Source organism: Streptomyces sp. NBC_00569 (assembly GCF_036345255.1).
GTDB lineage: Bacteria > Actinomycetota > Actinomycetes > Streptomycetales > Streptomycetaceae > Streptomyces.
In genome coordinates this window covers 2,044,208-2,069,026 of sequence record NZ_CP107783.1, presented here as the reverse complement: position 1 = coordinate 2,069,026, position 24,819 = coordinate 2,044,208, and the positions used below count along the sequence as shown (strand labels likewise).

Sequence of the window (24,819 nt, the reverse complement as noted above, 5' to 3'; positions counted from 1 at the left end):
CTCCCAGCCGTCCGATGTCGTTCCGGACCGGCGCTGTCGACGAGGAGGTGTGGAGCACATGCACAGGAGTGCCCAGCAGTTGAGTCCGCGCACTGACCTCTGCCACTTCCTCACGACGGAGACACCTTGTCGTCTCGCATCACCCCACTGACCGACCCCGCTCACGGCGCGAACAGCCGGCGTCTTGCATGGCTGGCGTTCGACGCCGATTCCATCCCCACCGGAACCGCCTTTCTGCGCCTGTTCAACAGTCCCGGACAGGAGCACCTGGCCGAACTGACCCTCCAGGTCCATCCGGCGGAGCGACGCCGGCACGTCGGCTCGCAGCTCCTCAACGCCGCCGTAGCCGCCGCCCGGGACAACGCCCGCCGCTGCATCATCGCGCAGGCCGAGGCCGGAGCGCCCGGCGACCAGTTCCTGGTGGCGCGCGGTTTTCGTAAGGTCCTCACCCTGAGGTTCTCCCGCTTGCCACTGGCCGATGTGGACACCACCGCCCTCGCCGAGATCATCGAGCATTCGCATCCCGGCTACCGGCTGGCGGCATGGCAGGGAGCCGTCCCCGACGACCTCGCCCACACGTTTGCCGTCTCACGTCGCGCCATGGACGACATGCCCATGGAAGACACCGACTACGGCACCGTGACCTGGGACGTGGACCGGGTCCGGGCCGCGGCAAAGGCCGTCGAACGGCGCGGCGACCACCTGCACACCGTCGCCGCCATCGACACCTTCAACGGCTCGATCGCCGGATTCACAGAACTCGTCATTCCCGGCAACGGCACAGGTGATGGCCAGCACTACGGCACCGGCGTGCTGCCCGAGCACCGTGGACACGGCCTTGGCCGATGGATGAAGGCCGAGTCGATCCAACACGCCCATGGGCACTATCCGGACCTCGGTGGCCTCCTGACCGACACCGCCGACAGCAACACTCACATGAGACAGATCAACGACAGTCTCGGCTACACACCCACGCACACGACACACCAGTACCAACTCGACCTCTAGCAGCGGACGGACGGGCCGGACCTGGACATCCCATCGTCCGGCCCGTCCATGCTTTTGATACACGGCCGAGTCCTCCGCACAGGACAGCCGCCCCTACCGTGAGCTCCCTGGGCGCATCACTCCCCAGGGAGTTTTGCTGCACCTCGTCGCCTGCGACGGAACGGCCCTGTGGGATTCAGCCCTGAGGTTTGCCAGCGGTTCTGGCCCTGACCACGTCGTATCGACGAACTGATGAACGCCGTCGGCCTCCTGTAGCGATCCAACCTCGACCAGTGCTGATCTGCGGGCGCCGGGTCATGCGTGGTCGTTGTCTGTCGTTGCGTGCCGCCCGTTGACCGTCCAACGACGGCACCGGGTGCACCGCCTTCCGAGGGTCGGCAGATATACAGCTGGCTGGTTCCGCACATCCGCACTACTTGACGGGGGACACGGGCCACTTCCGGTCGGGGGCCTCACTCGATGGAGGATGCGCACCATCCCCCGTATGTCTCTATCGGGCCGTGCCGAAGTCCTGAGTCCAGTAGCTGTTGGGCTGCGCGAGGCCGATGCCGATCTCCTTGAACGAGCAGTCGAGGATGTTGCGCTTGTGGCCCGGGCTGGACATCCAGCCCGCCATGACCTTCTCGGGCGTGGAGTAGCCGTAGGCGACGTTCTCGCCGTAGGAGCTCCAGCTGTAACCGGCACGCGTGATCCGGTCATCGGGCGACGACCCGTCCGAGCCCGTGTGGGACATGTTCTGGTGGGATGCCATGTCCTTGCTGTGGTCCTGAGCGGCCTTGGTCAGCTTCGCATTCATGGTCAGCGGCGAGCATCCGGCCTTGCTGCGCTCGTTGTTGACGAGCGTCAGCACGCGGGCCGCGTCCCCGGATACCGGTGCGGTCGTAGCAGGTGCGCTGGGAGAAACGGTGGTCCGCGGTGCGCGATAGGACGCGGTGGTCCGCGGTGCAGTGGGGGACGCGGTGGTCCGCGGTGCGCGGGGAGACTCACTGGTTCGCGGTGCGCTGGGAGAAGCGGTGGTCCGCGGTGCGCGGGGAGTCGCAGTGGGGCTCTTCGACGCTTCCGCAGTCGGCTCATGACCCCAGGACGAGCCCGTCCATCGCTGGTGGGAGCTCGCCTTGTCCCAGTGGCCGGAGGGGCGACCGCCCGCATCATCCTGAGTACCCAGGCAGGCCATGGCGGCGGAGGGCACACCCACGGCTCCTACGGCGATGACAGCGATGGCTATCGGCCGGCGGGACGACTTCCTGCGGTGCTTCCTCATGCGTGACCTCGCTCGGTGATCGCGGAGCGCCCCCAGGGGGTCCGGCTCTGCCCAGTTCCTGCACCAGGGCCGCGGAGACGCCTTGCGGCCGACATTCTTGGAACTGGTGTCGGGGTGCGGCAACCGGCGGCAGTACTACCTCGCTTCGTAGCGACGGACGGCGCTTGAAACGGGCGCGCAGGCGTGCTGGTCCGGCTCCCGAGGTGGCGAAGAAGTCTGCTGGTCCGTCAGAAGCCGTTGCTCGCTGCACGAGTGGGCGAGAGCGTTGAGCGGGTCGAATGTTGACCGATCCGGCTTGGATCATTTCTGTATCAAGACAGATAAAACGCACTATGCCGTCAGGCCTCGATCTACTATTCGACGACCTGAGAGCCGAAAGTCTGTGTGGCTGATGTCACAGGATGACGAGTGCGTCGGCCTCGCCATGCCGCCGGTGGTGCAGGCGCTGCCTTCGATCTTCCGCTTCCTTCAGGACGTGGACCGTGCCGAAGGGGCCGGATGGGCCGGAGGGGTACGGCTCACCGTCCAACCCAACACGGCTGCCGCTCGAGCGAACTTGCGCCTGGGTGAGGCGCCGACATCGAGGCGCCACTCGATTGGCTTGCCCACGACGGAATCAAGTTGGGCAACCAACGGCTGACCCTCGACGATCTGCCGCTTCCCAGCATCTCGCGTCTGGGTTCGAGCGCCGCTACCACGCGCTGCACAGCCGTACCGCTGTGCAGTACAAGGAGTTACGCACTGAAGAAGAGGTGTCCCGCCTGCTGGATGATCCGCGAAAGAGAAGGGATGGCTGCCCTCTCCTCATGAACCGTGCTCAGATGTGCACCACCGTCGTTCCGCTCAGCTACCGGGTCAAGACCGCAAACGCGTCGTGCTCACAGGCTGACGCGATCCATGCCCATCCAGGCATGGAAGTGGAGTTGCCGTACGCCCCGTTCCTACCGTCGAGGCGTACGTCACCCGCCTCGGCATGGTTTCTCACCCGCGGGGGTGGATTCCGGCGGCCGGTGAGCGCAACGCGGCCCGGGGGCGGGCGGAATGCTGTGCGTCCGGCGCAAAGCTGCGGCCCATGCTGACCTCTCATCTGCGCCGATACCGGGGAAGACATCGCCGGTCACGGGCCGCCCGGGCCGTGGTCGTGGCGGCCACCGGTCTGGCACTCGTCTTGGCCCTGCCCGGCACCGCGGCCGCTGCCCCGGGCGCCCTCGATCCCACCTTCAGCGGCGACGGCAAGGTGCTCACCAGCTTCGCCGACGACGATCACGCCAACGACGTGGCGGTGCAGTCCGACGGCAAGATCGTCTCTGTCGGCGCTTCCGCCGACTATTCGGCATTGGAGAGCGACTTCGCGCTGACCCGTCACAACGCCGATGGCACCTTGGACACCAGTTTCGGTGGCGACGGAACCGTGACGACCGCCATCAACAACATGAACCCAGACTTCCAGTGGAGCGAGGCCAACGCCGTAGCGCTGCAGCCCGACGGCAAGATTGTCACGGTGGGCAGCAGCTGGCGAGGGTACGAGAACTGCTGCTGGTTCACGGTCGCTCGCTACAACACGAACGGCACCCTGGACCAGAGTTTCGGCGGCGGCGACGGCAGGGTGTTCACCGACTTCGGCGGCCCGGACGAGGCCCAGGACGTGGCAGTGCAACCCGACGGCAAGATCGTCGCCCTCGGCACTAGCGGTGGCGATGCCGCACTGGCCCGCTACAACGCCGACGGCACCCCGGACACGAGTTTCGGCGGCGGCGACGGCAAGGTGACCACCGACCCGGCGCCCGAGTCGCTGGAAGAGGGCGGCGATGCGCGCGCCCTGGCACTGCAGCCCGACGGAAAGATCATTGCCGGGGGCCAGGTCGGGACGACCCGCTTCGACTTCGTCCTCCTCCGCTACAACGCGAACGGCACCTTGGACACGAGCTTCAGCGGCGACGGCATCGAGCGCACTGATTTCGGTGACTACGAGGCCGTGGAGGGGCTGGCGGTCCGACCCGACGGCAGAATCGTCGCGGCCGGGGGAAGCGGCGGCAGGTTCGCGCTGGCCCGCTACAACGTCAACGGCAGCTTGGACACCACCTTCGGTAACGCCGGCCGGGTCCTCACCTCCGGTGGCGGCGAGGCCCAAGACGTCGTGCTGCAGCCCGACGGGAGGATCGTCGTCGACGGCAGTAACGGGCCCGGCGGCGACTTCGCGGTCCTGCGGTACAACACCAACGGCAGCCTGGACAGTGGCTTCGGCACCGGCGGCCTGGTGACCACCGACTTCGGCGGCAGCGATCAGGCTCGCGGCGTGGCGCTCCAGCCCGACGGCAAGATCGTCGCCGCCGGTCAGGGCGGCCCGAACACCGACTTCGCACTGGCCCGCTACGAGGGCGGCGGCGGCACACCGCCCCCGCCGCCCTCCGGCGTGGACCTGTCCGTCACCAAGGCCGGCCCTGCCACGGTCAGCATCGGCGACCGTGCCACCTACACGGTGACCGTCAACAACAGCACCACCACCTCCGCCACCGGCGTCACGCTCTCCGACACGCTCACCGGGCCCGCCGCGTCGGTGGTCTCGGCCACCTCGAGCCAGGGCACCTGCACCACCACCGCGACGAGTGTGAGCTGCTCCCTGGGCACTCTCGCCCCCGACGCCCACCCCAAGGTGACGGTCGTGGTCGAGCCCCGCGCCGCCGGGACACTCACCAACAAGGCCACGGTCACCGCCACCCAGAGCGACCCCAACCCCGGCAACAACACCGCCACCGCGACCACCACCGTGAACAACAGTCGCGGCTGCACGATCGTCGGCACCAGCGGTAACGACACCCTCAACGGCAACTACAACAACGACGTGATCTGCGCCCTCGGAGGCGACGACAGCGTCAACGCGAGCTACGGCAACGACACCGTGTACGGCGGCTACGGCAACGACCGTCTCGACGGCGGCTTCGGCAACGACACCCTGAACGGCGGACCCGGCAACGACAGCCTGATCGGCAACTACGGCACCGACAACCTCAACACCGTCGACAACATCTCCGGCAACGACACCGCCAACGGCGGCTACAACACGGACACCTGCACGACGGACACGGGGGACACCCGGATCAGCTGCCCCTGACCACCACAAAAGGCTCCCCGGCGAAGGCCGTCACCAGCGCTGGTGACGGCCTTCTGCGTCGCAGGCAGCGCGCTGAACGGCGCGCCACTGCCGCACCACAGGGGTAGATCGAGCGGGGGACAGCGAGGAACCACGGGGAAACCAGTCCAACCCCGACGAGGCGCCACGAACCGGCCACTCACCCAGACGAGCGCTTCCTATGCTGAGGCCTCAGCCCACCCCGGTGCACGCCTGTGGCACGCGCAGGGGCCGTTCTCGCGTCCTGTGGCGGCGGAGCAGCAACCTGCCCTCGCGAGCGCTGTAGTCCCCTTCCTCCTCGGTCTCTGCGGGTTGGTGCTCGAATTCGCCGACAGTGAGAGCGCGGCGGATGCGCCTTGCCACTTCATCATCGACCTCCCCGACGCCGGCTGAGAAGCAGTACTGCTGTGCCGACGGTGAGGAAGGCGGCGGCGCTGCCGCCGAGTGCGATGGCCCGCTGGCCGGTGCCGGTGTACGCCAGCTGCGGGTCGGAGCCGCCCGCAGCCGCGGTGGCGCCCTGGAGGATCAGGTCGGCCACGGCGTCAGGGCGGGCGATGAGGGACACGTGGCAGGAGTCGATCTCCTGCGTGTGGGAGTGGGCCCGTTCGGCCTCGAAGCGCTCCTGCTGGGGGCTGATGGTCATGTCCTGCCGTCCTATCAGAGCCCAGGATGGGATCTTCTTCCAGGCCGCGACCTTGGCCGTCTCGGAGAACGCGGTCGTGGCCACCGGGCGCTGGGTGACACCGATCAGGTTCGCCTGGCTCTCGGGCAGGCAGTTGGCGAAGACCGAGTGGACCTTGTCCCGCTTGAGGTACAGGTCGGTGCCGCTGGCGTCGGCCGTCCGATACGGCAGGGATTTTGTGGCAGTGCCCAGGGCGCTGGGGAATCGGGCGGATAGCGACATACCGCTCTCGCCGACGTCGGGCATCAGCGCGTTGATGTAGATCAGGGATTTGACCTGGAGGTTTCCCGCCGCGGCCGTACTGATGATGGCACCGCCGTAGGAGTGACCTGCCAGTACGATCGGGCTTTTGATCGTCTTCAGGACGGAGGCGATGTACGCGGAATCGCTGTACAGGCCGCGCAGCGGGTTGGCCGGGGCCATCACGGTGTAACCGCGGCGCTCCAGCCGCTCGATCACTCCGTTCCAACTGGAGGCGTCCGCGAAGGCGCCATGGACCAGGACGACAGTCGGCTTGGCGGCGTTCGCACCGTCGTTCGCTACCACCGGGGCCGTGCTCAGCGCGCACAGGGCGGTGACAATGCAACCTGCCGTCGCCACGCGCAGCGTTCTGCTTCGGAGCAGTGAGCCGCGTATCGCAGGTACTGTCATGTCGACCTCGCTCTTGATAGGGGCCTACAACACCCCACCATTCACACGGTCGACCGAACGGGCCTGGCAATGGCATCCAAACGGGTGACTTCGGCGCGGCAGCCCCGCCGCTCAGCCCCTCGATGCGAACTACGGGCGCGGCGGTCACTGAGGGGCAATTGCCTGTTCGGCAAGGGCGGAAGGGGTCCCTAAAGCCGTGGAGCCGACCGCCCCAGCCACGACGTGTCCCGACCTCATGCACTGCGCGCCCGCCCGGAGGAGCGGAGCGACGACGGGTGCTTGATGAAGTAGGGAAAGTTCTGCCGCGCCTGTGCCGGACAATCTAGGAGGCTGAACGCCGGAACGGGGAGAAGATCTTCTCCTAGGTCTTTTTCAGCGCCCTCGGAGCGGTCACGGGCCGGGCGCCGGCAGATTTACAGCGGGCCGGCTCTCCCCCCCAGTTGACCAGGCGTTCCTCATGCACACGCATCGCTTGGGGGACACCGGGGGAATTCCAGCCTCCCGGCGAGCTGGTCACAAGTTCGTGCCGGATGACCGGCATGCGGTCCACGCGGCGTTGCCCACCCAGAAGTGGGCGCGGGATGCAACCGGTGGCGCGTCAGCACAGTCTTGATCGTGTATGGGCATAGCTACGTCCCGCCGACGGACCGACCGGAGCCGCCTGCGCCTGTGGCCGGTCGGCAGCGTCCTCGTCCTGGCCTTTGCCGCCGCCGTTCTGGTGGCCGCTTCCGTTTTCTACACCGCGTGGGGCCTGCTGGGCGCCCAGGGCCTCAAGCCCGAGCACCGCATCGACTCCACGACGCTGTTCGACCTGGTGAAGCTGTCCCTCGGCGTGGTCACCGGGGCTGGCGCCCTCGTCGCCCTGATCGTGGCCTACCGGCGCCAGCGCGTCGACGGGGACGGCGCGCTGCGCGAGGCCACCCGCCTGCATACCGAACGCTTCACCACCGCCGTTGGCCAGCTCGGCGACTACTCCGCCGCGGTCCGCCTCGGCGGCGTGCACGCCCTGGCCGGCCTCGCCGACGACGCCCCCACCCACGCCCTGCGCCAGACCTGCATCGACGTCCTGTGCGCCTACCTCGCCTGCCCTACACCGCCGAGGCTGACCTGCCGGCCGGTGACGCGCAGGCCCGGCACACCTACCTGTCCCTGCGCGAGGTCCGGCGCACCGTCATCCGCCTCCTCCGCGACCACCTCCGCCTGCCACCCGAACACCCCCACTCCTGGCAGGGTCACGACTTCGACCTCACCGAAGTCACCTCCGACGGAGGAGACTTCGGTCTCAGAGGAGACGTGGGCGGCGTTCTACCGGGCGACGCCGGAGGAAGAGCTGGTGCCGCTCCTGGCCAACTGTCGAGGGTTACGTCGATCTCCGCGCGGTCCCGCTGCGAGGGAACCGGCACCTCGTCTGACGGAGTCTTGCCTCGCGCCGGCTCGGCGGCCGGATTCATGTCCGCAGCGTTAGAGGTCCGGAACTGCTCCGCTGTGACCTCGGCGGGCAGCAGGTGCGGCTCGGGAGCGTACAAGTTGTAGCGCTCTCGTAAGTACTGCGCGAGCGCTGCCGAATCGGGGGGACACGGAGACGTTCTCGGTCCGCTTCAGGTACTTCGCCAACTCACGCGTCGACCAGTGCGAAAGACCGGTGCCGGCCGGCGGCGTCATGCGCGTGAGCGCAATCACCCGGGCCCGTACCCGCGCCGGTACCTGTTCGCGGGCCCCGCCGGGACGGTCGCCTTCCAGTCCGGCCAGCCCGCGCCGGGCATATCGAGTCTTTCACCGGTCCAAGGTCGGCAGCGACACACCAAGCAGTTCGGCAATGTCCATGCGTTGGCGCCCCTCGCCCGACCACAGCACGATCCGGGCCCGCGTGGCTATATCCGCAGACACCTCACGACTGTTCGCCAACTCCCGCAACTCGGCGGCCTGTTCCATGGAGACCTCTATGCCAGCAACATCGAGGCACGCGAGATCAAGTAACGCCGACGGAATCACGAGACACTAGAACCGGGGCGCTGAGCGACTGGCGACTCAGATGGCAGGCAAACAGGCCGTCAGTCGGGCAAGAAATTAGCCCAGCCGGAGTAGCCAACTCAGCACAGGTAACGGACAGGCATCACGATGCACACATGTCTGATGGTAAAGAACCTGAGCAGCCCGACGGAATTAGGCCATCGCTCGTCTGCCACCCACTCCTTTGGTGGGCGGACCGGAAACGTCGCTGCCGTGATAGGGAGAATGAGATTGGTTCATGGGAGCTGCGCGAGGCGATCCGCTCCAGCATCTACGAGCTAGAAGCGCTGCTAGACAGTAAGCCAATCGTGCAGGGAAAACAGGCACTAGTCGATAAGGCTAGAAGAGAACTGGAAGAGGCGACCGAGAAGCTTGGTCACAACGAACATCGAGGCCACTTGGTCGGATCGCATTTGACTGTCGCGCAAATCCACGTCAATACTGCTCGCACGCTTCTCTTGCAAGCCATTCCTCCCAATGAAGTCTTGCCACTACTTCCAGGACTGGTTGGCGTAATTAGGGAACAACTTCGCGAGGATGACCCCCGGAGGGTCCACTCTGAGGAAATCTTGGGGCTCGGCGAACTCGATACAGACAGTGTGCAGACAATTCTTGACGCCGTGAGTGTTGCCCGACTAGAAGCTCTTCGAGAACATCTTCGCGTCGGCAGCTTCGTGCGCATCGTCCAGGCCGTCTCCGCAGTTCTTGCAGTTCTAGCAGTGCTCGTAGCAATTCTTACCGCAATTTTTCCATGGCTAGTCCCCATTTGCTTCACCCCTCAGAATCCACCCGACAGCGCTGCTCCGTTCAGTATTGTCTGTCCCGTATATAGTCAAACGCTGAATAAAGCCCCAATTTTCTGGGACGTCAATTTCACGGCCGCGGCCAGTGCAGACTACGCTGTCGTTGAGAGTCTCGGCGTATTGGGTGCCTCTATCTCCGCAGCTTCGGCCTTGCGGCGAATTAATGGCACTGCAACCCCTTATCCTGTCCCGGTCTCTCTGGCCGTGTTGAAACTTCCGACCGGCGCGCTCACGGCCGTACTTGGCCTGCAAATCATGCGTGGCGGATTCGTTCCTGGACTAAGCGCCCTGGACTCGTCAGCTCAGATCATCGGCTGGTCCATTGTCTTCGGCTACTCCCAACAACTGTTCACGAAGTTTGTTGATAAACAAGGTCAGGTAGTGCTTAACGCCGTCCGCGGGCCGCTTTCGCCCGACCCGCAGGCCGCGTCAAACCCGTAAGCCCAGGCAAAAGGGTCGCAAGTCCACGACACTCCCTATCGGGCGCAGGACGTGCCGTGGCCGCGGTTCGCCCAGCGCCGATCCTGGGAGAAATCTGGGAGAAGATCTTCTCCCAGTACCCCCCAAGCACCCACTGCGACAGGCTCATACCAAAGGCATGGCCTGCATTAACGTCACCGTACTCTGGTCTCGATCTTCTCCGGACCTTATTCGGGACGAAGAGGTCGTGGGTTCAAATCCCGCCACCCCGGCAGCTGAGAGACCAGGCGAGGTGGGCGCTGACCGGATTCGGTAGACGCCTCACCTGTTTCTGCGTGCATGTCTATCTGCCTGGCTACTGCTCCGGATTCTGCTTGAGGATGCCGTCTCCTGAACGGCCTCGAGGGCGCCAGCCCCAGGTGCCGGAGCCGCGACAGCAAGCGTCTGACACCAACGCGATAGAACTTTCTCTACCTCATCCCCAGATGTGGATAGGGGACTTGACCTTCCGTGTGCTGACCCGGCCCGGCGGGGCGGCAGGAGCCGTGCCAGGACCCGCCGGCTGCCAAGTGCCCGCCCGGGCGTACTTGCTCACGGTGCGGCGGTGCAGTCCGAGTTCCCGGGTCACAGAGCTATGGCTCCGGCCGGTTCGGGTCAGGGCTTGCACGGCTTCGAACAGTTTTCGGGCATGCCGCCCCGCTCGGGTGTCCGCCGTGGCATTCTCGGCGGTCTCCTCGACCGATGCGGGATCGGTCTCGCTGACCGGGGGCAAGAGCTGCGGGAAGGCAGTTGCGGTGGGCGGAGGCGATGTCCTGGACGCGGCGGGAGAGGCCCTGCCAGAGGTGGAATTCTGTCGCTGACCTGCACGGCATCGGGGCTACCTGCGGAGATGCCCTGCCGGTAGGTGAGGGAGCCGTCCCGGCAGGGCGACCTCGACACCCGGGTGCTCACGGAGCCATCGGCCGAGCTGTTCCGCGTCGCGTCCCTCCCAGAGCGTGAGCGGGAGCCGGGAGGTGGCGTCGACCAGGAGAGTTCCGTAGGTGCCGCCGTAGAGCGCGAAGTCGTCCACCCCCAGCACCCGGGGTGTCTCGGGTGACGGAAGCGGCACCCGCATCAGCTGGGACAAGACGGTGCACCGCGAGAGCGTGACGTTCAAGATCCGCAACATTCGGGCACCGCCCCGGCCGGCCGGTACCACACCCACGTCCTCCACCAGGCACTGCAACTGTGGTGTCCGCCGCTGGTAGAGCACGGTCAGCCCCGGTACCTGCTCGGCGAAAGTCCTCTTGGAGCAGGTCGCGTTTTCGCAGTACAGGCGGCGTACGGACAAGTCGATGCGCAGAGGCCGGCCCCCAAGAGTGATGTCCGCCAGCCGCGCTACATAGCGGCTATGGCACCACTCGCTGAGCTGGCCGCATCCCGTACATCCTGCAGGAACACCGGTTCTCGTGCGGGCACGGACCGTAACAACAGCATCCGAGACCTCGACCGAGACCACCAGCACGTTGGCCAACTGCGGCAACAGACTTGCCAGTTCAACGGAGCACAATCACAGGCTGCCCGCTATCCAGACCAACTGACCGTGTCACCGAGATGATCTCTGAATACCTTGCCAGAGCCACGTTCATGTGTACGCCGACACGGCGTCAGGTACTCGTACGTCCGCTCCGGGCCGAAGATCTCCGCGCCGTTGATGCCAGTCCGGTCACGCAGCCGCTCCAGCAGGCCGAAACCGGCGTCGAATGTGATGCCGCCGTGCGGGGCGCCGTAGGTGAAGAGCTTGGCCACCCAGTCGGCCGGATCACGTCCGAGGTCCGGGAGGATCTTTTGGACGAGGCAGCGGCACACCAGGTCGCCCATGGAGGGCGACCAGATGGACACGCGGCGCCCCGGACTTCTCCCTGATCGTCTCGATCAGCTTCAGCAGGTCCTGTGCGGCGGTCTCCAGCCGGAACTCCCTGGGTTTCTTTCCCCAGGTGGTGGCCGAGGTGTCATAGAAGCGGTGGACCCAGATGCTGTCCGGCGGGATCGTGTCGTGGGAGGCCGAGAAGAGTTCCTGGCCGCCGTTGACGAGGATCTGGTAGCCCTCGTCCAGGTGCAGGCGCAGCAGCGGGCTCTCGAACTGGTAGAAGTACGGCTCGTTGTCCGGACCGATACGGACGTGGGTGGAGCCCTCGTTGAACCGTAGAAGGGGTCCGTCACCACCTTGTCGATGCCGGCGGTGTCGCTGGCGAAGCCTCGGACGTAGACGATCGGCAGCTTTTCGGCCCCTGCCATGAGGTCCTCCCGGTCTCCGGTTACGGCACACTCGTGACCCGGGCCCCGGGCCCCGGGCTGGGTGCGACGCCGTCCTGCCGGGCGGCCTGGTCCGGGTCGGCGGGCGACAGTATTTCCTCCAGGATCCGGATCGCCCCGCTGGCCCGCAGCAGCCCGTCGCGCGTCGCCGTCTCGTCCTGCATCAGTCGCTGCAGCTGTGCCTCGCCTCGCTGGTAGTCCCGCTTGAGGTCGGCGAGCCGTTGTCGCATCCGCTCCTGCGCGTTACTCGTCTGCTGATCGGTCATGGTGCAGCCTTTCTCTGTGCTTCACGACACCGGCGGTCTCCGGTCGGCCATGCTCCGCAGGATGCAGGTAGTAGCCGCGGTCCGTCGGCGGCTTGTCCTCCTCGACGGTGATGCGGTGGGCCTGCGCCCACGCGTCCTGCCGGACTCCTGTGACCTGCCAGCAGACCTTGACGCCCGGCTGGTCGGTGCGCAGGGTGAAGCGGTTCTCCTTGATTTCGTCCGTCACCGCCGCCTGCGCCATGGTGCCCACCGGCGTGAGCTGGTAGCGGAAGTCGCGGTTGAGGGTTTCGAAGTAGTCCGGGAGTACGACGGTCGCCTCGCCCGCCTCATCGGTCTCTACCACTCCGTGGTAGAGGTTCGCCATGTCCGGCGACTCGACGAAGGAATGGCACAGGTACTGACCGCCGGGGTCCAGCGGGTGGTCGATCCTGAATCCGCCGCCCCCCTTGTCCACCCTGCCAGCGACCCGCGCGTCACCGTTCACGTCGAGCTTGGCCTGAGGGGTGATCGTGCCCAGCCCGACCCGGTCGTTGCCGCCGCTGATGGCCACGACGTCTCCGCCGCTCTTGAGCACCAGGAGGCCATCGCCGGTGTCACTGACGGTGGAACCGAACAGGTGCAGGACGCCCGGTACGTCACGGCGGCCGAAGTGCCGGCCGAAGACGGCTTCTCCGGTGACGGACAGGCCGTTGCGGCAGGACACCGTGCCGGTGCCGGTGTCCATCACAAGACCCCAATTGGCGCCGGTGTTGCCCCAGAAACCGACGCTCGTATCGGTCTCCATCCCGACGAACGCGCGGTCCTGGTCCGGCACCATCTGGTGGAACCAGATGCCCGACGAGGTGTCACCGGGCCTCTCCCGCACCCTCATCCGCCCCCGGACGTCCAGCGCGTCGCCCGAGCCGAGGCCCACCGTGAGCCGGTCCTCGCCGGACCACAGCCGTGCGGCTCCGGCGAAGGCATACCAGACCCAGCGTTCCCCGCCGGAGGGGGTTTCGACGAAGCTACCGAGACCCCGGTCCGCGAAGGAGTACCCGCCCGCGCCGCCGCCCGAGTGGAGCCCCATTCCGTCCACGTGGAGGCTCGCGTTCGGGCCGTCGTCGGTGGTCGCGACGGCGAGGCTTGCGATGCTCGCGCTGGCCGCGGCCAGAGTGGATGTCTGCAGGGTGTTCCCGACGTTCAAACTGCCCGCGACGCCCGCGGCGCCGTCGGCATCGACCACCAGCAGGTCGGTCTCCTGGCTCTCGTTGGTGAGACGCCATGCGCCGTCGTCGCCGATGAACATGCCGTACGCCGGTCCGACGTCGTCGTTCTCCAGCTCGATGCCCGAGCCCGCGGCGGGTGACGTGATCCTCAGGCCGTGCCCGTCCGACCCATTCGTGTCGATCTCCAGTGCGGCGGACGGGGACGACGTACCGATGCCGACCCGGCCGGTCGCCCCGTCCGCCGACAGGGCGGTGCGTTCGGAGCCGTCCGGGGCGGACACCGTGAGGTCCACGCCTCCGCCGCTCCGGGCGCGCAGCTCCGCGGCCTGCCCTTGGCCGACGCTCGTACCCGCCTCCGACGTGATTCGCGCGCAGCTCAACCGGACCCGCTCCACGGGCACGCCCACCATCTGGCGCGGCCCGGGCTGCAGAGAGGTGATGGCGCCGTCGGCGCCGAAGGACACCTCGGCGAGCACCACCTGCTTGCCCACGTCTTCGAAGCCGTCGTTCGGCAGCAGCCGCAGCCAGGGTGCGTGCAGCCGGAGCAGGCGGCTCTCGCCGACGACCTCACGCCACGTCAAGGTCAGCAGATGCGTGCCTTCGGCGACTCCCGCGGTGTCCAGGCGCAGGCCGTCGGCGCCCACCTCCACCGTCGGGATGTCGAGCACCTCCTCCGGGTCGACTCCCCCATCCACGACGGCGAAGCCGTCCGCCGCGAGGATGGTCGTGCGGCCCACGGAGTCGAGTGCCGTGCCGGGATGGACGTTCACCCCCGGCTGTCCAAGTGTTGCGCTCACCTCCAGGCCGCCGCAGACGCCCCAGGTGTGCAGGGAGCACCCGCGCGCCTCGTCCAGCCGCCGGTCGTAGTCGTCCGTGTCCACCAGGGTCTCTGCCCGGACTGTGCCGCCGCTGCGGGCACTGCCGGTGTCGAAGTTGAAGTACTCCGTGCGTTTGACTGCCATGCTGCTCACCGCTCATCGCTGCTAGGGCTCGGTCATGGTCACTTCGCTGAAACGGCAGTGGGCGGGCATGTGCTGCCGGACGATGGACTTGATGGTGCCCACGGCCTGGCTGAGCTCGCGTCGCTGCTCCACGGGGTCCGCCGAGAGCTGTGATCTCGAGAAGTGGATGACCATGTTGATGTCGAAGGGCCCGAACCGGGACCGGTAGCCGTCGAGGCGGACTCCCGAGGACTCGATCTGGCCGGGGTCACAGATGATCAGGCGCTTGCCGTGTGCCGTCATCCCGGTGGGATTGACGAAGTGTCCGGGTTCGGTCACCCGGAGCGTGTTGCCCGCCGTCGCCCCGGACGCCGTCTCGACGCGGACCAAGACGGCCGGCCGGGCGGTGTGGAGGATGAACGGGTGCTCGGTTGCTGACGGCCAGAACGGGCAGAGGCCCGCGTCCAGTACGTACAGGCCGTCCGTGTCCGTGCGCGTGACCGCGGTGGGCGCCACGAGCGGATTCTGCCGCGGCAGCAGCCGGGTGTGCGTCCACTCGGTGCCGCCGCGGACGATCCGGACCAGGTTTCCGCCACTTGAATCCTCCAAGGGTGGTGCCTCCCGGTCACCTCCGTCGCCGACGATGAGCGCGCCGTCGTGGTCGACGAACAGTGACAGGGGCTCGGTGACGAACGCCGGATCGAGGTCCTTGACTGTCACACTGAGGGGCGCGGGCCGGACGACGAACACCTTCGGCCTCGCCACCTCTTCCGGCTGGAGTCCGCGGTCCAGGACCAGCAGGTCGCCCTGATCGTCGACAGCCATCGCCAGCCGGAACCCCGAGCCCGGCGTGAGCCTGGTCAGCTCCGTCGCGGTATCTGCGGTGTACGGAGCGGGCAGGGAGAAGATTTTGCCGGTGCTGTCGAGGATGAACAGTGTCTCCGGCCGCCCGGCCCGGGCAGGGGCCACGGCCACGGCGATGATTTGGCCGAACACCTGCTGAGGCGCGAGCGGGCGGGGAAGCGGCGGACTGTCTGCGAGGTCCGGCTGCCCGGTTGTCGCGTCCAGTCGCCACACTCGGCGCCGCACCCCGGGGGCGAGGTCTGCCGGCAGCCCTCGGTCGCCGGCGAACAGAGTGCCGTCGGGGCCTCGCGCGACACACCAGGGACGCAACAGCCCCTCTCGCTCCACCTCGAGGCCGTCGCTCTCGTTGAGCAACGGCCGGAAGGGCGATAGGGCGGACACCGGCGCCGGCACCCCGGCTGCGACGTGTGCCACGAACAGTGAGGAACCGTCGTCCACGGCCACCCGGGGCCGCACCTTGCCCACGGAATACAGGTCCAGGAACGTGGTGAGGCCCGAACGCAGACCTTTGCGCCGGTGGACCCCGCTGATCTCGGCGGTCGCCTTGCGCCGCTGGTACTCGTCCCACAGCTGTCGGCCTTGCAGCTCGGGGAAGCGCAGTGACACCCAGGAGGCCAGCCACGGCAAGAACTCCGGCGGTGTCGTCCAGGGATCGAACAGCCGGTCCAGCAGCGCGAGCCGCTCGGCGATCGACCGGTGGGTGTGGCTCTCGTCCCCTGCCTGCGTGTGCTTCGTGTGCACGACCGGCACATCGTCGTCGATGCCGGTGAGGATCTTTTCGAAGACGCAGAGGGCGCTGCCTAGGGAGAATTCGGAGTCCTGAGGTGTGTCCTTCCACAGCACCGGTGGGAGGTGCTGCAGATAGCTGCTCTCGGGCATGGCCGCTGTTCCTCTCTGCGTTGTCCGTCAGGAGGTCGACTGTCTGACCGACACGTCGGGCACGTCCGCACAGACGAGCTCGTAGTCGGCCACCTGGACTGAGGCCCCGGGGGCCGCTGGGGCGAAGGGCCGACTGTCGGGATCGTGCGGGCCGGCGGCGACGGTGATCTGTTCGATGTATCCGACGTCGTCGGGTGGCATGACCGCCCGGAACAGATCGGAGCTGAAGACGTGTTCACCCACTTCCCAGCCCTGGCCGGCCGGTCCGCCCCGGGTCGGGTGCAGAAACGCGGTGATCTTCCGCACGACCTCGGCTTTGACCTCCTCCGTGTCGACCCCGGCGAGGGCCGCCTCCCGCCACACGACCACGGACACCTTGGCCACGATCGGCAGATACCGGGGACCGAGCACGAACAGCCGGACGGTCAGGTCCCGGCGCTCGTCGAGGTAGGCCCGTACCGTGTCGATCAGTTCGGGCGGCGGTTCGGGCCGCGACACCGCGACGCCCTGGTCCGGTACGACGATGACGGAGACGTTCCCGGGGGCGCGGTCGATGCCGCCGAACGTCCACGGGGTGCCGCGCGGCGGATGCGGCGCCAGGCAGGCGCTGATCCGGACGTCGCTGGTCGCCTCCCGGGCGAGATAGACGTAGTCGTCGGCCGTCACCGCGCGCTCACGGATCTTCAGCTGCTCCGGGGCCCGGCGCAGGGTGTCCTCGATGGGCTCCTCGTCGCTGCCGTCATTGGCCGCCGCCGGGTTGGTCACGTCGAGCCCGCCAGGTACCGTTCCGTCAGGAGCGGTACCGATCACGACGATCCGAGCGGGGGAGACATTGCCGGCCGCGCCCGACGCGACATGCCGGTAGGCCCTCGCCCGGATCAGACCGCCGAGTGGCGGGATGCTGCCGTGACCGTTGCTGTGGCGCTCGTCATGACTCCCGAAACCGATCTCCCCGGTCACTGGGTTCAGCCGGTACACCTTGCCCGGCCCCGGCAGCAGCTCGGGCGTCTGCTGCCAGGTCTCCCAGGTGGGCGGCGTCCCTTGGCCGACCTGGATTTCGACGTGCGCGTACGGGGCCTTGGCATCCGGCCCCCGATACAGGGGGTGGTGACGCAGCGCGAACGTCTGGAAGGGCTCGCCGTCGCTCTCGCCGAGCATCTCGGGGGAGCGGATGGTGAGCGCGGTGTGGGCGGGCGCGGCGTTGAACAGCACCCGGGTCAGCCCGATTTCCAGCGGGTCTTCGGACGGATTGCCGATCCGCAGGCCGATCCAGAAGCGCGCCTGGTCGAAGGCGGCGGAGCCGGGGGCCGGGCTCGCGTCGCCCCAGTCCTCCGCCGGGTTCTGGGCAGCCCACGACTGCGGTACGGGGATGGCGACCGGCCTGTCGTGCATGCCGTTCGTCGTACCGGCGGGGCCCAGTTCCGGCCAGTCCCCGGGCTGTTCGTCGGGGACCGACGCGGCCCAGGTCGTCGATCCCGCCGGCGCGTCCGGAGCCGGCCGGAACAGACGCGGCCGGAGCGTGATCTCCCCCTCGACCGCTTGCTCGAAGCCCAGGCACAAAAGCGTCGTCAGGCCCGGCGGGACCGGGATCAGCCGCCGCCCGGTCCCCGAGCCGACCAGGTCGGCGGAGACGTCGTCGTAGACGAGCCGGGAGTCGTCGTCGGGGTCCGGGGTGAGCAGAAGGGCGGTCGTGAGGCTGGTGGGGAGGACGGTGACGTCCTCGTCCGTCTCGAAAACGACGGGTGCCTCCCCCTCCTCGGGCAGGGTGTGGGCCTGGGTGCCCGCCGGCACGTGGACCGATGCGGGCCCCTTGGCGCCGAACGACAGGTGGGTGGCCGCGGGGGTGGCCGGGTCGCGGGTGATGCCCATCAGGTTGAGGAAGGCGATGTAGTTCTTCTCGGGAACCTGGTTCAGCCGGTAGATCAGTCCCTCGCCGAGCCAGGCGAACAGTTCGATGAGCGTGATGCCGATGTCGCTCGGCCTGTCGTCCGTCCACTGCGGCGCGTACGACGTCCTGAGGGCTCGCATCTGCGCGGACAGGTCCTGCCAGGTCCGGTCGTCCAGATCGGGGGGCTGGACACGCCCGCGCTTCGACTCCGAGGTCATGGCGACCGCTCCAGGGGGAAGGGATGGACGACTTGGTCGGCGGCGCCGGTCGCGCGGACGCGGTAACTGATGTCGATCCGGAGCGCCGCCCCCACGCCGTCGTTGGTGACGGTGACGTCGAGGATGTCGATGCGCGGCTCCCATCTGGTCAGCCCTTCCTCGACGTAGTACCGGGCGAGGCTGGCTGTCGCCTCGTTGTTGGGCGCGAACAGCAGCCGCTTGAGGTTGCAGCCGAAGTCGGGGCGCATCACCCGCTCGCCGTACTGCGTCTCGAGGATGATGCGGATCGACTCCTGGATCTTGCGCAGGCCCGCCGACTCGTTCAGCCCCGCGGTTCCCAGCCGCATCGGGAAGGCGATGCCGCGGCCATGAATGTCCGGGTCCATAGGTGCCTCCGGTCACAGCGAGGTGAGCTTGGACTGGTTGGGCTTGGGCCTCAGGACCGGTGGTGGTGGCAGGCCATCCGTCTGCAAGCCGATGACGTCGAGCATGACGGGTTTCCCGCCGGCCTTGAGTTTGGCGGACTCACCGCTGAGCACCGTCGTGATGTGCAGACAGGGCGACCCTGACGCGGCGTTGGGGCAGTTGGAGACGTCCTTCAGAAGAAGACTCGCCCTCACGAGCACCGGATGGCCCTCGACCTTCAGCTTCTCCTCGCTGGACGTGGCGACCAGACCGGGCACCGGGGGCGGTGGCGTTCCGGGCGGTGGCGGCGGAGGCAGTGGCTCCGGCACGTGCCCGCAGGTCACTGTGCTGGCCGTCGTCAGTACGTTCCCCATTCGAGCTCTCTCCTTAGGAGATGTCGACTTCCGTCTCGTTCACGGTGACCGTCGTGGCACCCCCCGCCGCCTCCAGCGTGACGGACCCGCCGGCCGTGATCCTCAGGTCCCCCGCGGCGCTGATGGTCAGCGAACCGTCGGTGGCGTTCAGGGTGATCCGGCTTCCGCGCCCACCGTCCTTGATGACCAGCTCGCCGCCGGCCTTGTCGTCGTCGAAGAAGATGGTGTGACCGGCCCGGCTCTTGATGACGCGGGTGCTGTTCGTGCCGTCGGTGTTGGTCTCGGGGGGTGGCTGGTCGGCGTTCCACAGGCCGCCGATGACGTACGGCTTGCTCAGATCGCCGAACTCGAAGGCGACCAGCACCTGGTCGCCGACCTCGGGCAGCCAGTAGAAGCCCATGTCCTTCCCCGCCATGGGACGCGCGCACGGGGCCCATTCACTAGTGAAGCGGTCGGACAGCCCGGGGAAGCACACCTTGACCCGACCGATCGGGGCCTTGGGCGGCACGGCCGTCATTTCGTGGTTGTCCTCGACCACGGCGAGGACCACGCCGTAGAAGGGCTCCGCGCGGTTGGGCGGCGGGTGTTCCACAATCTGCTTGCGCAGCATGCCGAGCAGGCTGGAGTGGCCGCTCTGGCTGATCGAGAAGTCGGTCGTGAAGCCGCTCTCGTCGATCCGGTGGGTGACCTTACGGAGGCGATAGGTGCCGCTGAACCGCTTGCCGACACCGCGGATCTCGATGAACTTGCCCGCTGTCAGCTCCGGAATGCCGATGCACGAACCGGTGCCCTCGTACATGCCCTCCAGCAGCTCCATCAGGAGGGACTCCGCGAGGATCTTCGCGTCCAGGGGGTTGTCCATCACGTGTCGGCGGATCCCCTTGCGTGTCATGGTGAGGACGAGGTCGGCCGCGGAGCTGCCGAGGCGCTCCGTGAGCTGCTCCGGATTGAGGTCGGCGGCCAGTGCCAGGCCGTGGATGGTCTGCGCGAGCTCCTGGTTGTAGCCGCGTACGGCCTGCAGCCCGGCGGCACCCGAGTCCGAGATACGCGGGCTGAAGCTCGACAGGTTCCGGCCCCACTCCAAGACGTGGGCGGCAGTCTGTGGACGGGGGAACTGGAAGTGCAGCCGGTCCCACTCGACGTACACGTCGAAGTGGTAGCGCTGGGCGCGCTCCTTGAGGAACGCCATGTCGCCCCCGACCTGGATGATCTTTTCCTTGAGGCCCGGAGTGGGGTCCACCACGGGGATCAGCCCGTTCTCCACGGCGATCTGCGCGGCCACCATTGTGTCGTTCATGAAGGTGTACTCGGTGGGCTCCTGCTCACCGCGGCGCATACGGTACGACTTGTCGTAGCCGGAAACCTGGACGGTCGGCGCGCCGCTCTGCGGGAACGACGGCTCGACGGCGGCGATTTCGCCGAGGAAGGCCGGCTTCAGGTCGTTGCCGTAGCCGAGGTGGATCTCCACCGTCTTGCCCGGGTCCAGCAGGGGCGAGTCGAGCAGCCGGTTGTCGGGGTTGCGCAGCACGAAGCTGAAGGTGCCCGCGAGGTCAAGGCTGGTCTCCACGGTCATGCTCACCGCCTGGTTGGCGAGTTCGGCGGCCATGGTCAGCCCGGCGACCCGGAGCTCGAAGCGCGGCGCGTAGGAGGAGGTGCTCATGGCCGTGTGCCTCCCCGCCGCCGCGGCGGAACGACCAGGCGGGTGTTGGGTGCGAGGTGGAGCGGGTCGACGATGGCGTTGGCTTGGGCGATCTCGCGCCACAGAGCGGGATCGCCGAGGTAGACGCCGGCGATGGCGCTGAGCGTGTCGCCCTCCACCACGACATGGACCGCCGGCTCCTGCGACATGACCGACTCGGCGGCTGACACTGCCCGGTTGACGACGCCCGATGCTGTGGGCGACGCGAAGAAGACTCCGCCGCGCACCTCGACGTCCGTCGGCACGTATTCCTGGAAGCGCACCGAGAGGCTAGAGCGCACCGGGGTGCCGTTGCGCAGGAACATGGTGAAGCGCTGGTTGGCGTCGACCAGGACGCAGCGGAACTGGAAGCTGCCCAGGGAGAAGAGCAGGACCGGTGGGGCATGCGTGTCCGGCCGCTTGTCCAGCAGCCGCACGATCGGCCCCGTGTGTGCGCGGACGTCCCCTCCGGTCTCGTACGTGTCGAAGAAGAGGTCCATGGCGAGGGTGCGTGCCCTGCCGCGGACGTACTGCACCGGCGGCGTGTTCAGGCCCGGGATGCCGATCTCGGCGAAGCTGTTGCCCTGGTCGAGTTTCAGTTCCTCCGGGTTGAACATCACCGGGTAGCTTTCGCCCGACGCGGTATCGATTATTTCGGCCTTGGCCAGGGCGGCGCTGACCGAAGCGGCGCCGGGCAGCGGGGGCAGGCGGAAGGGTGTGGTCGCCATGTCAGCCTCCGCGCTCGAACTCGGTGCGCAGCTGGTGTATGACGTCGTCGATCACGTTCCGGCGCAAGGCCTGTAGGTCGAGTGGCGGCGGTGCGGTGGCCGGGACGTCGGTGTGGCGGTCGGTCGGGGCCCGTTGGGGGCGGGCCGTCGATGAGGAAAAAGCGGTGGGTACCGGAATCTGGGCCGGGGCCGACGGGTGCCGGTCAGGGATGTGTCCGGATTCGGTTGACGACGGTGGCAGGGCGGCGCCGGACCGGCCACCGAAGATGGCCGCGCGCTCATTGGCCAGCGCCTCCGCCTCTTCGGCCCGCGCGCCCGCGCCGGTCGCCCGATGCCAGGACGCGCCGGGCCGCAGCAGGGCCAGGACGTGTGTGGCCTCGTGCACGAGCAGCCCGAAGCCGCTCTGCTCCGCCGGCCGCAGTCGGTCGTGTCGGAAGAAGACGTCCCGCCCGACGGTGACGGCATCCGCCCGTTGTTCCCGCGCGAGCGCGCCGGACTCGTCGTCGTGGTGCACCCGCATAGCGTCGGCCGCGGGGCCGACGGCCGCCCGCAGCCGCGATCTGACCGCGGCGGGCAGAGGGTCGCCCGCGTACGGTGGCACGGACGAGGCCGACGGCCGTTGCGCCGCGGGAGCTTCGGGCAGCGGGAGATCCGGTGGTACAGGCGTCGGCGCTCGCGCCGCGGGAGCTTCGGGCAGCGGGAGACTCGGTGGTACAGGCGTCGGCGGCCCGCCCGGCGATGGGCCGACGCCGGGTCGCGGCCGACGCCTGACAGCGGTCGCGGTGAGCCGCGGAGGACGGTCGGCGTCGCGCTCGATCCGGTCGAACCGGCCCCCACACACCACCAGCCCGGATGCGTGGTCGATGAACACGTGCAGCGGCCCCGCCCACGGCAGTGTCGTGACCAACCGGGCGGTCAGACGCCGCCCTTGGGCGTCCAGGCGTTCACCCAGGGGCGGCCGGGGCGGCAGGGGACCGTCCTGTGTCATGGTTCGCCATCTCCTTCCAGGGTGGTGGCGATCTCGCGGATCCAGTGCAGTCGTTCGGAGTGGTCGAGGGTGAGCAACTCAGCCAGGGACCAGTGGACTTGGCGTCCCAGAAAGGCCACCTCCTGGCGGACCCGTTCCACGGGGTAGCCTCTTATCCCCCCAGCGGCGGCACCTCCGCCTCGTGCTCCCTGCTGCAGTGGGGACAGGTGATCAGGACCGTGGTGGGTGCGAGTCCGTTGATCCGGTTGTAGAGATTCTGTAGGTGTGCCAGGTCCTCCGAGTAGAGACTCTCGATCACGCCCGGTGTAACCTCCAGCACCCCGCCCAGCTTGGTCACCACACGGGAAAGGAGTATGACGATCAAGTACGCGGGCCAGTCCTGCACACGCGGATCCTTCAGGGGGTAGATCTCGTCCGCGGCCGTCGCCAGCCGCATCACGCCGTTGCGATGCAGGTTGCCGACGCCGTCCACATACCCCTTCGGCAGCTCGAACTCGACCTCCGTGACCAGCATCGCCGTCACACCCTGGTCAGGCCCTCGTGGGCCAGCACGAGCGTGTCGACGGCGACGTCCGCGCCCTTGGCGCTCAATGACGCGCCTTCCCACTTGGCAGGCCAGGCGCTGATGAAGTTCCAGCGCGCCACCTCGGTGTGGTTGCCCAGGTCGTACACGACGATCGAGCCATTTTTCCTGACCACGTTTCCGTCCACCACTTGCTGGCGCCAGGCCCACAACTCTCGCGAAGGCGTGATACCCCACTTGAGGGTGATATCGGAATAGCTCGTCTTGCCGGGCAGTTTGCGTACCGTAGTGTTGTCGCCGCCCTCGCGGTTCTCGACGATCTCTGTGGTCGACCCCAGGCCGCTGCATTCGCTGAAGCTGGCCTGGGCGATTCCGTCCAGCTCCACAAGGAAGTTGAAGTTGCGGAAGGGGTCGACCCGCTGGCCTGTCTGTGCCATGTCCGGTCCTTCTCTCTACGCTTCGTTGACACGGCCGCCGCCGGACCACAGGCCCAGCTGGATCACGACCTGTTCAGCGGGTCGGGTGGGCGCCAGACCGATTTCGATGAACACCTGGCCCAGTTCCCGTACCGGGGCGGGGTTGAGTTCCTCGTCGATCTTGACGTAGAAGGCCTCCTCGGCTGTTCGTCCGAACAGTGCGCCGGCCTGCCACACCCGCGTGAGGAACTCCGTGACGGTGCGTTCGAGGGCCTTCCACAGTGCCGTGTTGTTCGGCTCGAATACGGCCCAGCGCAGACCTTGCAGCAGGGAGTCCGAGATGTATGCCACGAGCCTACGCACGTTGACGTACCGCCAGGCCGTATTGCTGGAGAGCGCACGGGCACCCCACACCATGGGCGGGCCACCAGGGAAGGTCCGGAGCGCGTTGATGTTGAGGTTGTTCAGAACACCCTGTTCCGCGTCGTTGAGGTGGTGCTCCAGGTTAAGGGCTCCCCGTACGACCTCATTGGCTGGCGCCTTGTGTACCCCACGTTGGTTGTCGCTGCGAGCCATCACACCGGCGATGTGACCCGAGGGGGCGACCGTCACCTGTTCTGGGCTGTTCGCCGGTGCCTCGGGATCGTTGATGCGGATCCACGGCCAATACAGGGCACCGAACCCGCGCTCGGTCATCAGCCCGTCGCGCTGGGTGCGCAATGGTTCGGTGTCTGCGGTGTTGTCGGGATTACGGGCACCGTCCAGGACTGCGAAGCGGTCACCCATGGCCTCGCAGTGGTTGATCACCTTCACCTGGTTCGCGAAGTCCGTCTGGCCAGGCAGGCAGACGATACTGACATCCAGATTGTGGGTGAGCGCCTCCAGGGCACTCTCCAGCCCCGACATGTCGCTGACCGGCACGATGTAGGCCAGCGTTCCGCCATTCTCGAAGAAGCCGCGGACGGCGTAAGGAAGACTCAGCGGCTTACTGAAGCCGCCGAACTCGCGTAGGTAGGACGTCCAGTTCGTCACGAGCACCGGCTTGCCCAGCACGAAGTTGGCAGGGTCGCCTGCGACCGTGCCGATCAGCGCCGCCGTACTAGTACCCGCTCCCGCGATCGGCCCGGCAGTTTCGATCTCTTGGAGATATACGCCTGGCGCCCTCGTCTCGAATTCGGTCATCGAA

General features: G+C 67.5%; 21 protein-coding genes and 1 pseudogene. 4 read left to right on the top strand and 18 right to left on the bottom strand.

Features of this window, described 5'->3' with window-relative positions; all coding sequences use genetic code 11:
* Positions 1-126: 126 nt before the first annotated feature.
* A complete protein-coding gene (locus OHO83_RS09500; protein WP_330279200.1) occupies positions 127-1,008 on the top strand; it encodes a GNAT family N-acetyltransferase in 882 nt (293 codons plus the stop codon).
* Between the two features lie 490 nt (positions 1,009-1,498).
* Here the strand turns inward: OHO83_RS09500 and OHO83_RS09495 are convergent, their stop codons facing one another.
* Positions 1,499-1,858 carry a CAP domain-containing protein gene (locus OHO83_RS09495; protein WP_323187021.1) on the bottom strand — a complete coding sequence of 120 codons (360 nt, stop codon included), beginning with the start codon at positions 1,856-1,858 and terminating at the stop codon, positions 1,499-1,501.
* 1,483 nt (positions 1,859-3,341) lie between these two features.
* On the opposite strand from OHO83_RS09495, the gene OHO83_RS09490 reads away from it, so the two are divergent.
* Positions 3,342-5,381, top strand: coding sequence for a calcium-binding protein (locus tag OHO83_RS09490; RefSeq protein ID WP_330279199.1), 2,040 nt, complete (start codon positions 3,342-3,344; stop codon positions 5,379-5,381).
* A 385-nt stretch (positions 5,382-5,766) separates the two neighbouring features.
* Here the strand turns inward: OHO83_RS09490 and OHO83_RS09485 are convergent, their stop codons facing one another.
* On the bottom strand, positions 5,767-6,681 hold the full coding sequence (locus tag OHO83_RS09485) for an alpha/beta hydrolase (protein ID WP_330279198.1): 915 nt from the start codon (positions 6,679-6,681) through the stop codon (positions 5,767-5,769).
* A gap of 670 nt (positions 6,682-7,351) precedes the next feature.
* Between OHO83_RS09485 and OHO83_RS09480 the strand changes: the two genes are divergently transcribed.
* Entirely contained in the window at positions 7,352-8,197 is an 846-nt protein-coding gene (locus OHO83_RS09480; RefSeq protein ID WP_330279197.1) for a hypothetical protein, read from the top strand.
* Here the strand turns inward: OHO83_RS09480 and OHO83_RS46960 are convergent.
* Together OHO83_RS46960 and OHO83_RS09475 are read right to left on the bottom strand one after the other, a co-directional pair.
* Positions 8,194-8,490: pseudogene (locus OHO83_RS46960) on the bottom strand (helix-turn-helix domain-containing protein); the annotation flags it as partial. The gene OHO83_RS09480 and the pseudogene OHO83_RS46960 sit on opposite strands and share 4 nt — an antisense overlap.
* 15 nt (positions 8,491-8,505) lie before the next feature.
* Positions 8,506-8,664, bottom strand: coding sequence for a helix-turn-helix domain-containing protein (locus tag OHO83_RS09475; RefSeq protein ID WP_330279196.1), 159 nt, complete (start codon positions 8,662-8,664; stop codon positions 8,506-8,508).
* Positions 8,665-8,858: 194 nt separating this feature from the next.
* Between OHO83_RS09475 and OHO83_RS09470 the strand changes: the two genes are divergently transcribed.
* Positions 8,859-9,986, top strand: coding sequence for a hypothetical protein (locus tag OHO83_RS09470; RefSeq protein ID WP_330279195.1), 1,128 nt, complete (start codon positions 8,859-8,861; stop codon positions 9,984-9,986).
* Positions 9,987-10,842: 856 nt separating this feature from the next.
* On the opposite strand, the gene OHO83_RS09465 is transcribed toward OHO83_RS09470, so the two are convergent.
* From OHO83_RS09465 to OHO83_RS09395, 14 genes are all read right to left on the bottom strand, one after another.
* Positions 10,843-11,121: a hypothetical protein gene (locus OHO83_RS09465; protein WP_330280841.1), complete on the bottom strand. Its 279-nt coding sequence runs from the start codon at positions 11,119-11,121 to the stop codon at positions 10,843-10,845.
* Positions 11,122-11,528: 407 nt separating this feature from the next.
* On the bottom strand, positions 11,529-11,825 hold the full coding sequence (locus OHO83_RS46955) for a hypothetical protein (protein ID WP_443066037.1): 297 nt from the start codon (positions 11,823-11,825) through the stop codon (positions 11,529-11,531).
* A gap of 437 nt (positions 11,826-12,262) precedes the next feature.
* Positions 12,263-12,526: a hypothetical protein gene (locus OHO83_RS09450; RefSeq protein ID WP_330279194.1), complete on the bottom strand. Its 264-nt coding sequence runs from the start codon at positions 12,524-12,526 to the stop codon at positions 12,263-12,265.
* The gene (locus OHO83_RS09445) at positions 12,504-14,693 is read right to left on the bottom strand and encodes a hypothetical protein (protein WP_330279193.1); all 2,190 of its coding nucleotides are present in this window, start codon (positions 14,691-14,693) and stop codon (positions 12,504-12,506) included. The genes OHO83_RS09450 and OHO83_RS09445 overlap by 23 nt, the downstream gene beginning before the upstream one ends.
* Before the next feature lie 21 nt (positions 14,694-14,714).
* Positions 14,715-16,415 carry a phage tail protein gene (locus OHO83_RS09440; RefSeq protein WP_330279192.1) on the bottom strand — a complete coding sequence of 567 codons (1,701 nt, stop codon included), beginning with the start codon at positions 16,413-16,415 and terminating at the stop codon, positions 14,715-14,717.
* A gap of 27 nt (positions 16,416-16,442) precedes the next feature.
* Entirely contained in the window at positions 16,443-18,521 is a 2,079-nt protein-coding gene (locus OHO83_RS09435) for a putative baseplate assembly protein (protein ID WP_330279191.1), read from the bottom strand.
* Positions 18,518-18,907: a GPW/gp25 family protein gene (locus OHO83_RS09430; protein WP_330279190.1), complete on the bottom strand. Its 390-nt coding sequence runs from the start codon at positions 18,905-18,907 to the stop codon at positions 18,518-18,520. The genes OHO83_RS09435 and OHO83_RS09430 overlap by 4 nt, the downstream gene beginning before the upstream one ends.
* Before the next feature lie 12 nt (positions 18,908-18,919).
* Positions 18,920-19,300, bottom strand: coding sequence for a hypothetical protein (locus tag OHO83_RS09425; protein ID WP_330279189.1), 381 nt, complete (start codon positions 19,298-19,300; stop codon positions 18,920-18,922).
* A gap of 13 nt (positions 19,301-19,313) precedes the next feature.
* Entirely contained in the window at positions 19,314-20,960 is a 1,647-nt protein-coding gene (locus OHO83_RS09420; RefSeq protein ID WP_330279188.1) for a phage baseplate assembly protein V, read from the bottom strand.
* Positions 20,957-21,706 carry a CIS tube protein gene (locus OHO83_RS09415; protein ID WP_330279187.1) on the bottom strand — a complete coding sequence of 250 codons (750 nt, stop codon included), beginning with the start codon at positions 21,704-21,706 and terminating at the stop codon, positions 20,957-20,959. Before OHO83_RS09415 ends, OHO83_RS09420 begins: the two co-directional genes overlap by 4 nt.
* A 1-nt stretch (position 21,707) precedes the next feature.
* Positions 21,708-22,694: an eCIS core domain-containing protein gene (locus OHO83_RS09410; protein WP_330279186.1), complete on the bottom strand. Its 987-nt coding sequence runs from the start codon at positions 22,692-22,694 to the stop codon at positions 21,708-21,710.
* A gap of 151 nt (positions 22,695-22,845) precedes the next feature.
* Complete coding sequence (locus OHO83_RS09405) at positions 22,846-23,208, bottom strand: hypothetical protein (RefSeq protein ID WP_330279185.1); 363 nt, start codon at positions 23,206-23,208, stop codon at positions 22,846-22,848.
* Between the two features lie 5 nt (positions 23,209-23,213).
* Positions 23,214-23,654, bottom strand: a complete 441-nt coding sequence (locus tag OHO83_RS09400; protein WP_330279184.1) for a phage tail protein — start codon at positions 23,652-23,654, stop codon at positions 23,214-23,216.
* Positions 23,655-23,669: 15 nt separating this feature from the next.
* Positions 23,670-24,815 (bottom strand): phage tail sheath family protein, encoded by a 1,146-nt coding sequence (locus OHO83_RS09395; RefSeq protein ID WP_330279183.1) that lies wholly within the window; start codon positions 24,813-24,815, stop codon positions 23,670-23,672.
* Positions 24,816-24,819: the final 4 nt, after the last annotated feature.